We start from the raw sequence: 15,975 nt of genomic DNA, 5'->3' as shown, positions 1-15,975 counted from the left end.
CCTGCCCGTCAAACCTTACGCAGCGTCAGCCTTGACCGGCTCGCCCTTGACGCGGACTTCCGTGATGGCGCTGCGCACAACGCGGATGCGGACGCCTTCGGCGATTTCGACTTCCAGTTCCTTGTCGTCGACGACCTTGGTGACCTTGCCGACGATGCCGCTCGTGACGATCTGGTCGCCGCGGCGGATATTCTTCAGGACTTCCTCACGCTTCTTCGCCTGTGCGCGTTGCGGGCGGATAAGAAGGAAATACCAAACCACCATCAGCGGCACAAACAGGATGATCATTTCAAAGCCGGAACCGCCAAAGGCGCTTGCGGCTGAATCTGTCGCGCTCTGCGCATATGCGTTGGTGATAAACATCGAGAACTCCCTTGAACTCCTTGCGGGAACGGGCCCCGCGTCAGGTGGCCGGAATATAGTTGTGATCATCGCGAATGCAACAAAAACAGCCGCGGACCGTACTGTTTTCCAGGCCTCTTAGCCTTTCGGGCCCGAAAGGAGCATGGTACCCGCCAAGACAGGGAGCATTTTACTCCTTTCCCGACTAACGTTCTGGAGGAAAAACGGTGACCGAAGATCAAAACACGCTGATCCTTGCGGAAGTCCGCCGCCTCGCCGACGCGCTTGAACGCCTCGCCGGCCCGGCACCGGCCGTCAACGATTGGGACGCTGCCGATTGCTTCGTCTGGGCCCCTACCCGGCTCTATCTGCAGCCCGTTGCCCGGCCGAACCGCGTGGCGCTGACCCTCATCCGGGGCGTCGACCATGTGCGCGACATTTTACACGAAAATACGCTGCGCTTCACCGAAGGCTTCGCCGCCAACAATGTCTTGCTCTGGGGTGCGCGCGGCATGGGCAAGTCGTCGCTCGTCAAGGCCGTGCATGAGGATGTGCGCCGCGCCACCGGCGTCTCGCTGAAGCTGGTCGAAGTGCATCGAGAGGATATTTCCTCCTTGCCGGTACTGCTCGATATCCTGAAAGCCACGCCGCATCGGGTCATCGTCTTCTGCGACGACCTTTCCTTCGATCACGACGACACCGCCTACAAATCGCTGAAGGCGGCGCTGGACGGCGGTGTCGAAGGCCGGCCGGACAATGTGCTGTTCTACGCCACATCGAACCGCCGCCACCTGCTGCCGCGGCATATGATGGAAAACGAGCAATCGACGGCCATCAACCCTTCGGAAGCGGTGGAGGAAAAGGTATCGCTCTCCGACCGTTTCGGTCTCTGGCTCGGCTTCCACAAGTGCAGTCAGGAAGATTATCTGCAGATGATCGACGGCTATGCCGATTATTTCAAGCTCACGCTTGATCGCGCCCAGATGCATCACGAGGCGCTGGAATGGGCAACGACACGCGGCGCCCGCTCCGGGCGCGTGGCGTGGCAATATATCCAGGATCTTGCCGGTCGGCAGCGGATCGTGCTGGAGCGGGATTGACCATCGCCTTCCAAATCATGTCGCGCAGCGGCCGTGCGACAACGACATGCGCAAAATTAAGAACCTAATGCGCAAAGAGCGGATCCCAGAGATCGCGATGCGCTTTAGAACGACAAAAAGCCCGGTGGTAGCCGGGCTTTTTGCAGACTCCTTGAGACGCACTACCTATTCAAGGAACGTCATTGGGTTGACCGGGGCCGAATTCTTGCGGACTTCGAAGTGAAGCTGCGGCTGCTTGACGTCACCGCTCATGCCGGACGTGGCCAGCGTCTGGCCGCGCTGAACCTTCTGGCCACGGGCGACGCTAAGTGCATCGGCATGGCCGTAGACCGTGACCGTGCCGTCGTCGTGACGGACGAGGACGGTGTTTCCGAGTTCCTTCAGGCCGTTGCCGGCATAGATGACGACACCGTTTTCAGCGGCCTTGATCGGGGTGCCTTCCGGAACCGAGATGTCGATACCGTCGTTGCGGCTGCCGTTGACGTTGGAGCCATAGCCGGCAATGACCGCGCCGCGGACTGGCCAGCGGTATTTGCCGATCCCCGTCGCTTCCGGAGCATCCGCCTGCACGTCGGCCTTGGCGGCGGCGTCGCCGACGGACTGGGTCGGCGCTGCGGCCGCGACCGCCTGGGGCTTGGCGGCATCGGCGGCCGGCGCTGCGGCGACGGCCTTGGGCGCTGCCTTTGCTGCCGGCTCTGCGGCGGCAGTCTTAGTCGCGGCGGCTTTCGCAGCCGGTTTTACGGTCGGCTCAGCAGCCGCCTGCTTCGGCTCCATGGCCGGCACTGCAACAGACTTCACGGCGGACTTTTGCGGCTCGATCGAGGCGGTTTTTACCGGATCGGGTTTCACCGGTTCGGCCTCGGCAACTGCACCGTGCGGCAGCTTCAGCGTCTGGCCGATACGGACGCCGCCGCCCGACTGTATGTGGTTTGCCTGCTTGAGCGCATCGACGCTGACGCCGGCGTTTTTCGCGATCCTGGCAAGCGAGTCACCCGGCTTGACGACATAGGTGCCATCGCCCTTCGGCTGCGGACCCTTGCCGTTACCGGCAGCGAGCTTGCTGGGATCGGCGAGGCCGGCCTGCGACTTGCCACGCATCTGACCGTTGGATGGCAGCACCACGGCATCCTGCTCCGGAGCCTTGACCGGCGCGGGCATCTTGCCACCCTTGGAAAGGTCGGTCGCTTCCGAGGCCACTTTGGCCGGGCTCGGAGCACCGGCACCGTTCATGGTCGGGATGATGATCTGCTGGCCGGGCTGAGCGCTGGCGCTGTTCTTCAAGCCGTTGGCGCGCAGGATTTCTTTTTCCGGAACGCCGTAGCGGCGCGACAGCAGGCTTATGTTTTCGCCGGGACGCAGCGTGACGCTTGGCGCGTTGACTGCCGTCCAGCCGGATGAAGGTGCTGCGGCAGTCGGCGCCTTGATCGTGCCGGTCGACATCGTATCCGGAGCCAGAGCCGGTTCTGCGCGGGATACCGCAGCTTTGCCACGCGATGCGGGGAACGGCTGGGCAAGCGCTTCGCTTTCTCCCTTGGAGGCGACATGCGAGCGAACCGGCGCTGCGGAAGCAGTCGGCGCTGCAAGCTCGGTCCGCTGGATCGCGACGGGAGCGCTTGATACGCGAGCACTCGAATAGGATGGATTATAACGGGCCGGAGAATTCGGATATGGCCTCGTCACCGGTGCGTTCTGCTGCGAATAATCCTGCTGCTGATAACCGCCGCCCTGGGCGAGATCGGCACGCGGCACGGGATCGCCATCTGCCCCATTCAAGCCGCGACGATTGATCGAGCCGGTCGTCGTCTGATCCGGAGAGCCCGCAAAGAGCCCGCCGAAGCGCGTCGTGTCCGAACTACAAGCTGTCGCGGTACTCGCCAGGAGAACGGCCACCAAGACTTTCCCTGCCGATTTACCGAAGTTTGACGAAAGACTGAAACCCATGACTCGACCCACTTGAGACGCAACCGATTATGGGTCGATTAAAGCGCGTTAATCTTACCATGCGGTTAAAGCACTGGCGTCACATGTGTTTTTTTGAGGAATTGCTAACCATAGAAGATGAAACCCCGCGTTCGCGGGATACTTCCAAGGATTTCAATCTAAATTAGGCCTCAAAGATAAGAGGCGAGCATCGGCACGATCGGCTGATAAGGAACATCGAAGAGTTCCTCGCGCTCGAAGCGACTGCCGGTCTTGGTGAGACGCACCATGCGGCAGACATTGTCTGAAAGTATCAACGGCGCAATCATCGACCCGCCGGAAACCAATTGCTCGGCAAAGAAGCGCGGCATGGTGGTGAAGGCGGAGGTCACCAGGATGCGATCGAAAGTCCCCTCGCCCGGCAAACCGACGCTGCCGTCAGCCTGGCGGATGATGACATTGCGCAGGCCGAGCGTATCCATGCGCTGCTGCGCTGCCGTCGTCAGCGTCTTGTAGCGATCGACCGTCAGCACCCGCTCGACAATGCGGCCCATGACGGCAGCAGTGAAGCCGCTGCCGGTTCCGATTTCGAGAACGCGATGGCCTGGCTTGATCTTCAGGCTATGCAGAATGCGGACGACGAGATCGATGCCTTCCATGAAGGCACCGCATTCGATCGGGATCGTTCGGCTGGAATAGGCATCATCGGCAAATTGCAGCGGCACGAAGGGTAGGCGCGGCGTCTGTTCGACGGCCGTCATCAGATCGATGTCCAATATGCCTTCGGCCCGCAGCCGCAGCACGACGGCTGCAAAGCCTTCCTTCTCGACCAGACGAGATGTCAATCCGCTACTCCGTACCCGAGCGCCCGCGCCACGCGGTCTTGCGCCGAATAATCCGTTAAATCGAGTTTCAAAGGAGTTACCGAAATACGATTTTGTTTCAAGGCATGGATATCGGTGCCGGGGCGAAAGATGCCGCTGCGTTCGCCGAAGCGCAACCAGTAATACGGGAAACCACGGCCATCGGCCCGTTCCTCGACCTGGAGATTGAAGGCGAGATTGCCCTGCGCGGTGACTTCTGTGCCCGAAACTTCGTCCGGTTGGCAGTTCGGGAAGTTCAAGTTGAGAAAGGTGCCGTCGGGCATGTCGACATCGATAAGCTTGCTGAGAAGCGCGGGCGCATGCGCCTCCACCACCTCCCAGGGAACGACCCGTGTCCCGTTCTCATGCACATAGGCTTGGCTCAGCGCGATGGAGCGCACGCCCTGCAGCGTACCCTCGATCGCGCCGGCAATCGTGCCCGAATAGGTGACATCGTCGGCAACGTTGGAGCCGGAATTGACGCCTGAGAGCACCAAGTCCGGCTTGATGTCCATGACCTGGCGGATGCCCATGATGACGCAATCCGTCGGCGTACCGCGCAGCGCATAATGCTTGTCGGAGACCTTGCGCAGACGCAACGGTTCGGAAAGGCTCAGCGAATGGGCAAGGCCGCTTTGATCCGTCTCCGGCGCCACGATCCAGACGTCATCGGACATGGTGCGGGCGATGCGCTCCAACACGGCCAGTCCTTCGGCATGAATGCCGTCGTCATTGGTCAGAAGTATCCGCATTGCCCCCACCGCTCAAAAACATGATCCCGAATAGCGCGAAGCGGTTTTCGGACAAAATCATGTCCCGTCAAATCAGGCTGCCCGCTCGATTCTCTTCAGACCACCCATATATGGCAGCAGTGCGTCCGGAACAGTGACTGAGCCGTCGTCATTCAGATAATTCTCGACAACGGCGATCAGGCAGCGGCCAACGGCAGTGCCGGAGCCGTTCAGCGTGTGGACGAATTTCGTAGCCTTGTCGTCCTTGCCGCGATAGCGGGCATTCATGCGCCGCGCCTGGAAATCGCCACAGACCGAGCAGGAGGAGATTTCGCGATAGGTGTCCTGCCCCGGCAGCCATACTTCCAGGTCGTAGGTCTTGCGGGCGCCGAAGCCCATGTCGCCGGTCGACAGCGTCATGACACGATAATGCAGGCCAAGACGCTTCAGCACTTCCTCGGCGCAGGCGGTCATCCGCTCGTGCTCGACAATCGAGCTTTCTGCGTCGGTGATGGAAACGAGTTCGCATTTCCAGAACTGGTGCTGGCGCAGCATGCCGCGCGTATCGCGACCGGCCGAACCTGCTTCCGACCGGAAAGACGGCGTCAGCGCCGTGAAGCGCAGCGGCAGCTTCTCCTGATCGAGGATTTCACCGGAGACGAGGTTGGTCAGCGTTACTTCGGCAGTCGGGATCAGCCAACGGCCATCCGTGGTCTTGAACAGGTCCTCGGCGAATTTCGGCAATTGGCCGGTGCCGAACATGGCCTCGTCGCGCACCATCAACGGAGAGCTGACTTCGGTATAGCCGTGTTCACCTGTATGAAGGTCCAGCATGAATTGGCCGAGCGCCCGTTCCAGGCGCGCAAGCTGCGAGGTCAGCACGGTGAAACGCGAGCCGGAGAGCTTGGCAGCGCGCTCGAAATCCATGTAGCCGAGCGCTTCGCCGATCTCGTAATGTTCCTTCGGCGGATGGTTCCAGGTCGGCTTGGCGCCCCAGGCATGCTTGACGACATTATCGTGCTCATCCTTGCCAACCGGCACGTCGTCGAGCGGAATATTGGGAATGCGCGACAGGGCGTCGTTGAGCTCGGCCGTCAGCACGCGCTCCTCTTCTTCCGCGGCCGGCAGCGACGTTTTGATCTCGGCGACCTCCGCCTTCAGCTTCTCGGCAAGCTCGGTGTTCTTCTGCGCCATGGCCGCGCCGATTTCCTTCGAAGCGGCGTTGCGGCGAGACTGCATATCCTGGACGGATTGGATGACGGAGCGGCGCTTCTCGTCGAGCGCAATGAGGCTTTGCGACAAAGGCTCGGCTCCGCGCTTAGCAAGCGCTGCATCCAAAGCCTCGGCATTCTCACGAATCCATCTGATATCAAGCATCGTCGTTCCAGGTCGTTGCACAAGATGATGACTCCGCCCGAGATTTCGGACGGAGATTAAACCGGCAGAACCTTATGGAAAGACGATGCGGACCTGCCGCTCAGACGCTATCCGTCTTGGCGACATCGGACGTCTCGTCACTCTCCTCGAGCGCTTGCCGGGCACGCTGGCGTTCCACGAGTCGCGCCGCGTAGATGGAAATCTCGTAGAGAAGGATCGTCGGCAGTGCAAGGCCGATCTGGGACATCGGATCCGGCGGCGTCAGCACGGCGGCGACGATGAAGGCGAAGACGATCGCGAACTTGCGCTTTTGCGCCAGCCAAGCCGATGTCAGCAGGCCGACGCGCGCCAGCAGCGTAGTGATGACCGGAAGCTGGAAGACGAGACCGAAGGAGAAGACCAGCGTCATGATGAGGCTGAGATATTCCGAGACCTTCGGCAGCAGCGCAATGCCCACCTGACCATCGGCCGGTGCCTGCTGCATCTTCAGGAAGAACCACATCACCATGGGCGTGAAGAAGAAGTAGACGAGTGCGGCGCCCATCAAAAACAGAATCGGCGATGCGATCAGGAACGGCAGGAAAGCAGAACGCTCGTTCTTGTAGAGCCCGGGCGCGACGAATTTATAGACCTGTGCAGCGATGATCGGGAAAGAGATCACCAGCGCACCGAACATGGCGACCTTCACCTGCGTGAAGAAAAACTCCTGCGGTGCGGTATAGATCAGCTCGGCCTTGGTAACATCGAGATGCGCCCAGACGACAGCCCATTTGTATGGGTAGACCAGATAGTTGAAGAGGTGCTTGGCAAAGGCGAAACAGCCGATGAAGGCAATGAAAAACGCCACCAGCGACCAGATCAGCCGCGTGCGCAATTCCATGAGGTGTTCGATAAGCGGCTGCGGCTTATCGTCGATGTCACCCGTCATGCCTCGTCCTTCTTCTTAGGCGTTGTTTTGCTCGCTGCAGGGCGCTTCCTGGGAGAGGCCGCGGCGGCTGGAGCATCGGCCGTGGCCGCTGCAACCTTGCGAGGCGCCCGCTTCGGCTTTTCCGCGACAACCGATGTGTCGACCAGCGCAGCAGCGACCTCGTCCGTCTTGCCCGGTGCTTTTGCCCGAGGCTTGCGAACAGCTTTCGGCTTAGCAGGCGCTTCCCCAGCAACGGCGGCCGGCTGCGGCATAAGCGGCGCGGACGATACGGCCGGTGCGGCCTCGTTAGCTGCCGGAACGATTGGAGGCATTTCCGGCAGCCCCATGGACGGCTCGGACACAGGTTCGGCCGGTGTCGATGTTGCCGCGACGGGCTGATCGGCGGTCGTCGAACGCTGCAAGTCGGCCTTGATCTCGTTGCCCATCTGCCGCAGCGGGTTCATTGCTTCCCGCAATGAATTGACCGGATTGAGCTTTTGCGCATCGGAGATCGTCTGGCGCACATCGTCCAGCTCCGCCTCGCGCATGGCCTCATCGAATTGCGCGCGGAACTCGCCCGCCACTTTTCGGGCCCGCGCCGTCATTTTGCCGATTGTCCGCAACGTTGCCGGCAGTTCCTTAGGGCCAATGACCACAAGCGCCACGACGGCGATAACCAGCAGCTCAGACCAGCCTACGTCGAACATGAAAAGGCTCCTGGGCCGACAGCGAGCGTCTCAACTCCCTGCGCACCCGACATGATTATTTCGATTCGTCGGCCTTGTGTTCAACCGTGCGGGACGCTGTCGTCTGAGACGGCGTCTCATCCTCGTCGCTCATGCCTTTTTTGAAGCTCTTGATGCCCTTGGCAACGTCACCCATCAGCTCCGGGATCTTTCCACGGCCGAACAACAACAGCGCGATGGCCAGGACGATAAGCCAGTGCCATATGCTTAGAGAACCCATTGCGATAACTCCCAATTTCAACGTCTTCCCGATGTAAGACGTTTACGGACGTTTTTCAAACACCAAAATGTGCTGCACCGGCGCACTTGGGGATAGCGAGCGCCAAAGCCGCAGTCGAACATCTCCAAATGAGGAGAACGGCCCACATATTAGAAGCCGCTAATGGCAAAACCGAGACTTGCTGTCACTGTCTGGAAAAAAGCTTTGCGCGGCCAATCGGCCTGCAACGACCCGCTTATTCGTCCGAAGCGCCGCCTGGCGCCAGAAGGCCGAGTTCCTCCAGATCCAGTTGCGTGATCGGATCTTCGTCCTCGGTCAATTCGTCGCTCATCAATGGCGACGGAATGTTGAAGTTGGCGGGAATACGGCCCGAAAGCAGCCCTGCCCCCTTCAATTCCTCGAGACCGGGAAGGTCTCGCAGCTCTTCCAGCCCGAAATGATCGAGAAAATCCCGCGTCGTACCCAGCGTCACCGGACGGCCGGGGGTGCGCCGGCGACCGCGAAACCGAACCCAGCCGGATTCCATCAGGACGTCCAACGTCCCCTTGGAGGTCTGCACGCCTCTGATATCTTCAATCTCGGCGCGCGTCACCGGCTGGTGATAGGCAATGATGGCCAGGACTTCGAGTGCTGCACGCGACAGTTTTCGCACCTCGTTGTCATCGCGGCGAATTACGAAGGAAAGATCGGCGGCGCCGTCGACCTGTATCAGATTGACGCCACGCGTCGCATAATCGGCCTTCAGACGCTGCATGATGGAGCGCACATCGATGCCGCGGGGAACGCGATCGGCGATAAAACCTTCGGACACCGGCTGAGCGGAGGCGAAGACCAAGGCCTCGGCGATGCGTTCGGCCTCGCGGATGAGGTGTTCGTCGACGGCCGGCTCTGTCGGCGCAGCCGCTTCATCGTCCATATGGTGGTCGTCGTCCGGGCCGGTCACGCTCGCTCCTGCTCTATTCCGCCGCTTCGAGTTCTATATGGTTCGGCCCGCGACGCATATAGAGCGGCTGAAACGCGCCCTCCTGGCGGATTTCCAGCTTGCCCTCGCGCACGAGTTCCAGCGAGGCGGCAAAGGCGCTGGCGATGGCGGTGACACGCTCGCTCGCGCTGGTCATATAGCGCAGCAGATAGTGTTCCAAGGCAGTCCAGTCGGTGATCTCGCCGATCATGCGGTTGAGGATCGTCCGGGCGTCGACCAGCGACCAAACGCGGCGACGCTCGATCGTTACCTGCGTGATCGCCTGGCGCTGACGCAGGCCGGCATAGGCAGTCAAGAGATCATAGAGGCTTGCGTCATAGGCCGATTGGCGCCGGTCGGGAATATGTTCGGGCGCGCCGCGGACGAAGACGTCGCGGCCGAGACGATTGCGGTTGACGAGGCCGGTTGCCGCATCCCGCATCGCCTCCAGACGCTTCAGCCGGAAGGCAAGCGTTGCGGCCATTTCCTCGCCGGTCGGACCGTCTTCCTTGCTCTGCTGCGGAATGAGCAGCTTCGACTTGAGATAGGCGAGCCAGGCGGCCATGACTAGGTAATCGGCGGCAAGCTCGATACGGATCCGGCGGGCACGCTCGATGAACAACAGATATTGCTCGGCGAGCGCCAGCACGGAGATACGCGACAGATCGACCTTCTGGTTGCGGGCAAGATGCAGCAGAAGGTCGAGCGGGCCTTCGAAACCGGCGATATCGACGACCAGGGCAGGCTCATGCATGCCGCGCTCGGCACTATTGTCCTGCCACAGCTTGTCCATCGGCGCCGCCGCCTGCAGGCTGTTTTCCGTGCCGTCCACCTTGTTCACCTTTCAGATCCCTACTGCATAATTCCTTAAATCGGTACCGATTTAAGGAATTATGCAGCATTTCAAAGCGCTACAGCGTCCTTAGCGCGTCTTAAAAGACGCGCGGCGCTGTAGAGTTCGGTCTTACGCCACCGCAAATATCGCGTCGAATTCAGCGCGGATCGAAGCCTCGTCGGCACCGTCGTTGCGGCCGAAGGCTGCCTCGACCGCTTTCGCACGCGCCAGAGAAGCTCCGGCCAGCACCGGAACATTACGCACCACCTGCTGCATCTCATCCATGACGCCATTGCAGTGCAGCACGATATCGCATCCGCCCGCAACAATATTCGCCGCCCGCTCGCCGATTGTGCCGGCTAGAGCGTTCATCGAGGTATCGTCGGAAAGCAGCAGCCCCTGGAAGCCAATATGGCCGCGAATGATCTCGTCGATGACCTTGCGCGACGTCGTCGCCGGATTGGTGGGGTCGATGTCGGTAAAGACGACGTGGCAGGTCATTGCCATCAACTCGTCCTTGAGCGCCACGAAGGGCGGAAAATCATGCGCCTCCAGCTCCGCACGCGGAACCGTGACGACCGGCAATTCATGATGCGAATCGGCAAAGCCGCGGCCATGCCCGGGCATGTGCTTCATCACCGGCAGCACGCCGCCAGCCTTCAGACCTTCGGCGGCCGCGCGCCCCATCTCCGTCACCGTCGCGGGATCGCCGCCATAGGCGCGGTTGCCGATAACATTGCTCGAACCTTCGACGGGCACGTCGAGCACCGGCAGGCAATCGACGTTGATGCCGAACTTCAGGAGATCGAAGGCATGCAGCCGCGACATCAGCCAGGCGGCGCGCAGGCCCTGTTCGCGATCTTTGCGATAGATATCGCCCAGTGCTTGGCCGGACGGATAATGCGGCAGAATCGGCGGACGGATGCGCTGCACCCTGCCCCCCTCCTGATCGATCAATACCGGTGCATCACGGCCGACGCTATCGCGTAACGAAGCGACGAGATCGGCTATCTGCGCGGGCTCGGAAATGTTGCGTCCAAACAGGATAAAGCCCCATGGCTGTTCCGACTGATAGAAGGAACGCTCTTCGGGCGTGATGGAATGGCCGCTACAGCCGAGGATCATGGATTTTGATTCGGTCATGTTCGAATCATAAAGGCCACCTCGCGAAATGCGAATAACCTCAAACCGAGATACACAAAAGAAAACGGCGAGCCTCGGCCCGCCGCTTTCAACAATCTTGGGGCCTCGATCTCCTATTTAGAGATCAGGCAGGTGCCGCCTGCGGCGCGGTAACGCTGGCAGATGTCGGCAGCTTCATCCTTGGAGCCGGCGACGACGCGGACGCGATAGTAGGTGCCCTTGCCAGCGATATCGGCCTTGCGAATTTCGAGCGGATGACCACCGATGACGCTGGCGAACTTGACCTTCAGATTGGCCTGCGACTTCTGCGCTTCCGCCTCGGAAGGCAGCGAAGCGATCTGAACGCCGTAAGCACCGCTTGCACTTGCCGACGCGGCCGGAGCAGCCTGGGCCGCAGCCGGGCTCGCCGACGCGACCTGTTGCGGTTTCGGCTGAGCCGGAGCCGGGTGCGCGGCGGCGGCGTTATTTGTGGCAGCGGCAGGGACGGCGGGGGCGGCCTTGGCCGGCTGCTGTGCCGGACGCGAGGTCGGAACCGGAGTCGTCTTCACGACACGGATCGGCGTGCTTTCGGCGCTGGCTGAGTCGCCGTCGTCGGCCTGGTCCGCAGCCGGTTGCGAGGCCTGCGTCTCTGCCGTCGAGGGGCGAAGATCGGCGGAGGCGACTTGATTGCCGACCGGCGGTTTTGCAGCCGGCGTCTTCGGTGTCGAAGCCGGAGAGGCGGCCGTCGTGGTGTTGTCGACAGCCGGCTCCTCGCGGGCAACCAGCGAGCCATCTGGCTTGACGATCATCGTGCGCACCTTGCGCGGCGATACCGACGGAACCTGCGAATCATCGTTGGCGGCCGTATTGGCATTGTTGCCGTTCTGGTTCGGCAACAGCCGCGGATCCTCAGTTTCGCCGACCGGAGTCGGAGTGACCTGATCGTCGCTGCCGTCGTCAGGCGATACAGATTCGGGGATCAGCGTCTTCTGGACGACATCCACCGGCTGCTCATTGGAGGAAACCAGTTCCTTCTGCTTCGGCGCCGCAGTGCTGTCGCCGGCCACGCGGTCGTAGACAGCCTTGTCCTGATTGGGAACAACCGTGCCGCCTGGATTTTCCGGAGCGACCTTGACCGGATCGGCATCGGCAGTGATGACGCGCGGCTCGCCGGAGAAGGTCGAAATCGGCGAACCGTGACGAACCCAGCCGTAGATACCATAGGCGCCAAGACCCAGAACTGCGATGACGGCAGCGGCGGTCGCCATGCCACGGAACGAGCGCGCCGGACGACGGCCGGCCACAGCGGCCGGGTTCAGCGTCATGCGGGCGACGTTCTCGACCGGATTGGACGCTTCACGGTAGCTGCGGCGGAAATCCTCTTCCAACGCCCGTTCGAACTCGTCGAATTCCTCTGCAGGCTGTTTGGCCACAGCAGCAGGCTTTGCTGCCGCATTCTTGGACCAGGATGCGGCCATCGCGGCGCCGCCGAGGGCGGCTGCGGCAGCCGGCTTGATCGGCTCGGGGGCCGCTTCCTTGGCGGGCGTACCGAACAGGCTCGCCATCTCCGAGTCGATGTCGAAATCATATTCCGGCGGCACCACGATCGGCTCTTCCGGCTCGACCGGCGGCAGGTTTGGAACATGCGAGCCTTCGAAGTTCTCGACACGATCTTCAGTATCGGAGATTTCGGACGGATCGAATGGCAGAGCCTGATCGGCATCAAGAACAGGCGCAGCCTTGCGGGCCATCGGAGCTGTAGCAACAGCGACGGGCTCAGCCGGGCGCTGCGGAGCCGGCTCCTGACGCGGAGGCTGCATGACGCTGGGCGCAGCAGCTGCGGCAGTCATCGCTGCCACAGTGACGACGGGAGCAGCCGGAGGCGGCGCTACCGGGGTTGCCCGAGAGACAATCGGAGCAGGCTGCTGCGCAACCACCGGAGCGGGCGCAGGCTGCGGGATCGGTGCGGACTTGTTCGTTTCGGCAAAATCGAGCTCGGCAAGTTCCATCTCGATATCTGCGAGATCGAACTCGAAGTCCTGGCCGGCGAAGGGATCTTCGGCTTCCAGAGCGATCGGCTTTGGCTCTTCGCGCTGCGGAGGCACAGCAACGGGCGCAGTCACAGCAGCGACGGGGGCATCAACAGGTGCTGCCGGCGCCTTGGGCTCCAAGCCGAAAATATCGAAGCTCGGCTCGACCTTCGCCGTCGGCGCGGCACCCCTGGAGGGAACCGGATAGCGGTCGACATCGGCCAGCAGATCGTCGATTTCGGCGGAAAGAGCCGCAGCGTCCATCTGGACGGGCTCCGGCGCCCTGGCGACCGGCGCATCCGGTTGAGCCACGGCGGGCCGAGGCTGAGGCAGGTCCTGCATCATCGGCAGATCGAAATCGAGCGCCGTTTCGATGGGCGGCTGCGCCTGAACAACCGGCGGCGCGACCGGAGCTTGAGCCAAAGGCTTTGCTTGCGTCGGAGCCGCAACGGTGAAATTAGCAAGCGGCAGCCGCACGGTGGCGGCAGCGGACTGCGGCAGCGGCGCAGGCTTCGGAGCCGGAGCTACCGCCTGCGGTGCCGGAACGGGCTGCGGAGCAGGAGCTGGCTGCAAGGCCGGCGCGATCGACATTTCCAGTTCGTCGATCAGATCGCGTGCACCGACGGTTGGCTTGGCCGGAGCCACTGGCTGCGGCAACTCGGCAAACTGAGGTTCGCTGCGCACCGGCTCGACCGGATGCGAGAGCTGGGCTTCGCCGGCAAAAGGCTGATCTTCCGGCGAGACCGGAATGTCATCAGCAGGACTCAAACGAGGCGCATCATAACGCTCGAACTCCCGCAAGAGCTCATCTTCGAGATCGAAGGCCGGCTCTTGCCGCTGGGCTGCGGGCGCCGCCTGGGCGGCAGGCCGCGGCTCGAAACCGACGATGCGGGCGAGTTCGGCAAGCGGATCATCATCCGCAAAGAACTCGTCGTTTCCGCTTGCGCGATACGCCAACTGTTTTTCTGCCATCACCCAATCCACTCGCAAACGCTACAGATAAATGCCAGCGCAATGTGGGTAAATGGTGACGTTTATCGCATTTCATCCGGTGCTGCGGTCCCGGTTATACCAAGACCTGACTTCAAAACCGACGCGACAGCGTGCACCAGCCCAAGTCTGGCAATGCTTAATTCTCGGTTCTTATCGTTAACAAATCGTAATTCAGGTAAATCTTTACCTTTATTCCAATGTCCATGGAAGGAACTTGCCAGATCGTAAAGATAAAAAGCGATGCGGTGAGGCTCCTGCGACTGGGCTGCAGCCTCAATGATTCGCGGGAATTCCGCAATCTTTGCGATGAGCTGTAATTCGGTCGGATCGGAGATCGCGCCGCTGACCGCTTTTGCCAGATCGAGCGAGGCAATATCGAGATCGGGGAAGGCTTCCTTGGCCTGCCGGAAAACCGACATGCAGCGCGCATGTGCGTATTGCACGTAGAAGACAGGATTGTCCTTGGACTGCTCGGTCACCTTGGCGAAGTCGAAGTCCAGAGGTTCGGAATTCTTCCGGTACAGCATCATGAAGCGTACAGAATCGCGGCCGACTTCTTCGACCACGTCGCGCAGCGTGACGAAGTCGCCAGAGCGCTTCGACATCTTCACCGGCTCGCCATTACGGAACAACTTGACGAGCTGGCACAGCAGCACCGTCAGTTTCGCCTGACCGTCCGAAACACCACGCGCCACGGCTTCCAGCCGCTTGACGTAGCCGCCATGGTCGGCGCCGAGAATATAGATCATCTCGTTGAAGCCGCGGTCGAACTTGTTCTTGAAGTAGGCGACGTCGGCGGCGAAATAGGTATAGGAGCCATCCGACTTGATCAGCGGACGGTCGATGTCGTCACCCACTTCCGTCGAACGGAACAGGGTCTGCTCACGATCTTCCCAATCTTCCGGCAACTGTCCCTTCGGCGGCGGCAGCGCGCCCTTGTAGACGTATCCCTTGAAGGTCAGGTCGTTGATCGCGGTACGGATCAGGGCGGCACCATTGGCATGCAGCGTCCGCTCGGAGAAGAAGACGTCATGATGGACGTTCAACGCTTCCAGATCGGCACGGATCATCGCCATCATCGCGTCGATGGCGCGTTCCTTGATAATCGGCAGCCATTGATCTTCCGGCATGCCACGCAGCTTGGTGCCGAATTCCTTCGCCAGTGCCTCACCGACCGGAACGAGATAGTCGCCGGGATAGAGACCGGCCGGGATGTCGCCGACCTGCTCGCCAAGCGCCTCGCGGTAACGGAGGAAGACCGACCGCGCCAGCACATCGATCTGCGAGCCGGCGTCGTTGATGTAATATTCCTTGGTAACGTCATAGCCGGCAAAACCGAGCAGATTCGCCAGTGCATCGCCGACGACGGCGCCGCGGCAATGGCCGACATGCATCGGCCCCGTCGGATTGGCGGAGACATATTCGACGTTGACTTTCTGGCCTGCACCAAGGGTCGAGCGTCCGAATTTTTGGCCTTCGGAGATCATCGTCGCCAGCAGGCGCTGCCAATAGCCAACCGAAAGGCGAATATTGATGAAGCCGGGGCCAGCCACCGAAACCTCGGCAACATCGGCATCTTCCTTCAGCTTGCCGATGATGATCTCAGCGAGCGCGCGGGGATTGGTGCCGAGCGGCTTCGACAGCACCATGGCCGCATTGGTGGCGACATCGCCGTGGCTGGGATCTCGCGGCGGCTCCACGCCGATGCGTCCAAAGTCGAGTTCGGATCGCTTTTCCTTCACAATATCAATTTGTTCAAGAGCGTTCTTAATTCTGACTTCGAAATCGGTGAAAAGGTTCATCATAGTGTCCACGCATAGCTTGGGCG

General features: G+C 61.2%; 14 protein-coding genes. 1 reads left to right on the top strand and 13 read right to left on the bottom strand.

Annotated elements, in window-relative coordinates:
- Positions 1 to 15: 15 nt before the first annotated feature.
- On the bottom strand, positions 16 to 363 hold the full coding sequence (gene yajC / locus N2601_RS05995; protein WP_104822935.1) for a preprotein translocase subunit YajC: 348 nt from the start codon (positions 361 to 363) through the stop codon (positions 16 to 18).
- Positions 364 to 569: 206 nt separating this feature from the next.
- Between yajC and N2601_RS05990 the strand changes: the two genes are divergently transcribed.
- Positions 570 to 1,442: an ATP-binding protein gene (locus N2601_RS05990; protein WP_104822934.1), complete on the top strand. Its 873-nt coding sequence runs from the start codon at positions 570 to 572 to the stop codon at positions 1,440 to 1,442.
- A gap of 165 nt (positions 1,443 to 1,607) precedes the next feature.
- On the opposite strand, the gene N2601_RS05985 is transcribed toward N2601_RS05990, so the two are convergent.
- The 12 genes from N2601_RS05985 to argS all read right to left on the bottom strand — a co-directional run bounded on the left by N2601_RS05985 (position 1,608) and on the right by argS (position 15,949).
- Positions 1,608 to 3,383 (bottom strand): peptidoglycan DD-metalloendopeptidase family protein, encoded by a 1,776-nt coding sequence (locus N2601_RS05985; protein WP_104822933.1) that lies wholly within the window; start codon positions 3,381 to 3,383, stop codon positions 1,608 to 1,610.
- A gap of 170 nt (positions 3,384 to 3,553) precedes the next feature.
- Positions 3,554 to 4,207, bottom strand: coding sequence for a protein-L-isoaspartate(D-aspartate) O-methyltransferase (locus N2601_RS05980; RefSeq protein WP_104822932.1), 654 nt, complete (start codon positions 4,205 to 4,207; stop codon positions 3,554 to 3,556).
- Complete coding sequence (surE, locus tag N2601_RS05975; RefSeq protein ID WP_104822931.1) at positions 4,204 to 4,977, bottom strand: 5'/3'-nucleotidase SurE; 774 nt, start codon at positions 4,975 to 4,977, stop codon at positions 4,204 to 4,206. The genes N2601_RS05980 and surE overlap by 4 nt, the downstream gene beginning before the upstream one ends.
- Before the next feature lie 72 nt (positions 4,978 to 5,049).
- Positions 5,050 to 6,333 carry a serine--tRNA ligase gene (serS, locus tag N2601_RS05970; RefSeq protein WP_104822930.1) on the bottom strand — a complete coding sequence of 428 codons (1,284 nt, stop codon included), beginning with the start codon at positions 6,331 to 6,333 and terminating at the stop codon, positions 5,050 to 5,052.
- A 100-nt stretch (positions 6,334 to 6,433) separates the two neighbouring features.
- Positions 6,434 to 7,261 (bottom strand): twin-arginine translocase subunit TatC, encoded by an 828-nt coding sequence (gene tatC, locus N2601_RS05965; RefSeq protein ID WP_104822929.1) that lies wholly within the window; start codon positions 7,259 to 7,261, stop codon positions 6,434 to 6,436.
- Positions 7,258 to 7,947, bottom strand: a complete 690-nt coding sequence (gene tatB / locus N2601_RS05960) for a Sec-independent protein translocase protein TatB (RefSeq protein WP_104822928.1) — start codon at positions 7,945 to 7,947, stop codon at positions 7,258 to 7,260. Before tatB ends, tatC begins: the two co-directional genes overlap by 4 nt.
- Before the next feature lie 55 nt (positions 7,948 to 8,002).
- Positions 8,003 to 8,206, bottom strand: a complete 204-nt coding sequence (locus N2601_RS05955) for a twin-arginine translocase TatA/TatE family subunit (protein WP_104822927.1) — start codon at positions 8,204 to 8,206, stop codon at positions 8,003 to 8,005.
- Between the two features lie 235 nt (positions 8,207 to 8,441).
- Positions 8,442 to 9,122, bottom strand: coding sequence for an SMC-Scp complex subunit ScpB (gene scpB / locus N2601_RS05950; RefSeq protein ID WP_260303970.1), 681 nt, complete (start codon positions 9,120 to 9,122; stop codon positions 8,442 to 8,444).
- A gap of 40 nt (positions 9,123 to 9,162) precedes the next feature.
- Positions 9,163 to 10,008: a segregation and condensation protein A gene (locus tag N2601_RS05945; protein WP_104822926.1), complete on the bottom strand. Its 846-nt coding sequence runs from the start codon at positions 10,006 to 10,008 to the stop codon at positions 9,163 to 9,165.
- A gap of 123 nt (positions 10,009 to 10,131) precedes the next feature.
- Complete coding sequence (gene nagZ / locus N2601_RS05940) at positions 10,132 to 11,145, bottom strand: beta-N-acetylhexosaminidase (RefSeq protein WP_104822925.1); 1,014 nt, start codon at positions 11,143 to 11,145, stop codon at positions 10,132 to 10,134.
- Between the two features lie 113 nt (positions 11,146 to 11,258).
- Positions 11,259 to 14,126, bottom strand: a complete 2,868-nt coding sequence (locus N2601_RS05935; RefSeq protein ID WP_104822924.1) for an SPOR domain-containing protein — start codon at positions 14,124 to 14,126, stop codon at positions 11,259 to 11,261.
- 62 nt (positions 14,127 to 14,188) lie between these two features.
- Entirely contained in the window at positions 14,189 to 15,949 is a 1,761-nt protein-coding gene (gene argS / locus N2601_RS05930; RefSeq protein WP_104822923.1) for an arginine--tRNA ligase, read from the bottom strand.
- Positions 15,950 to 15,975: the final 26 nt, after the last annotated feature.

The sequence above is a fragment of the Rhizobium sp. CB3060 genome (assembly GCF_025200735.1).
In the GTDB taxonomy this organism is placed as follows: domain Bacteria; phylum Pseudomonadota; class Alphaproteobacteria; order Rhizobiales; family Rhizobiaceae; genus Rhizobium.
This window is presented reverse-complemented; position numbering and strand designations above follow the sequence as displayed.